General features: G+C 42.4%; 1 protein-coding gene. It reads right to left on the bottom strand.

The window, feature by feature from the left end; genetic code table 11:
* A partial coding sequence (locus O3598_RS09500; RefSeq protein WP_371452505.1) for a hypothetical protein occupies nt 1–687 on the bottom strand: 687 nt, incomplete at its 3' end.
* Between the last annotated feature and the right edge of the window lie 20 nt (nt 688–707).

The following is a 707-nucleotide window of genomic DNA, read 5'->3' as shown; positions in this document are numbered from 1 at the left end:
AGCGCTAGAATTTGTTGTTAGCTTCCACGCAGAAGCGGCTTTTGCTTTATCGGCTGCCGCATTAATCGCATCAGCTACATTTTGAGCTGTCGCAAGACCATCGGCACCAGTAACAGACGCTTTGCCCGTTGCAGTATTGCTAGCAAGAACACCTGTTTGCGTTTTAATGTTAACGGTATTTGTATGAGTCGTATCCATTTCTGTAGTGATGAAGGAGTTAGCAGCCCCTTTAACATTAAAGGCTACATTATCATCTTTCAAGGACTGACTAGATGCAGTACCACTATCTGCGCCAAGAGATACCGTTCGGTTCATAGCCGCTTGGGATTTATCTATGGCATCTTTTGTAGTGGCATTAAGATCAAAGGATACTTTTCCATCATCACCAACAGTAGCAACCGTGGATGTACCATTTACGAAATTAAGACCTTTAGCTAAGGATACCTTCTTCGCATTAGCATCTGCAGCATCATTAGCCCGATAGGTTAACTCAGTTTTAGACGCCAATTTGGTTGTATCGATACCGATTGCATAATCCTTGGAATTAGTACCTGATGTAGGAGTTACAGTAATCGGATTATCTACTTGCGCATCTTTACTTACTGTTACTGCACCGGCAGCTAAATCCTTAATTTTTGCACTATCTACAGATACTTGTACACCTGTAGCAGTGGCTGTAGTACTCACTAAATTGCTGTCCCCTGTTA

Origin of the sequence: Veillonella atypica (assembly GCF_041431435.1) — a bacterium.
Taxonomy (GTDB): domain Bacteria; phylum Bacillota; class Negativicutes; order Veillonellales; family Veillonellaceae; genus Veillonella; species Veillonella atypica.
Note: the sequence above shows the minus strand (reverse complement) of the source record. Positions and strands in the feature narration are given on the sequence as shown.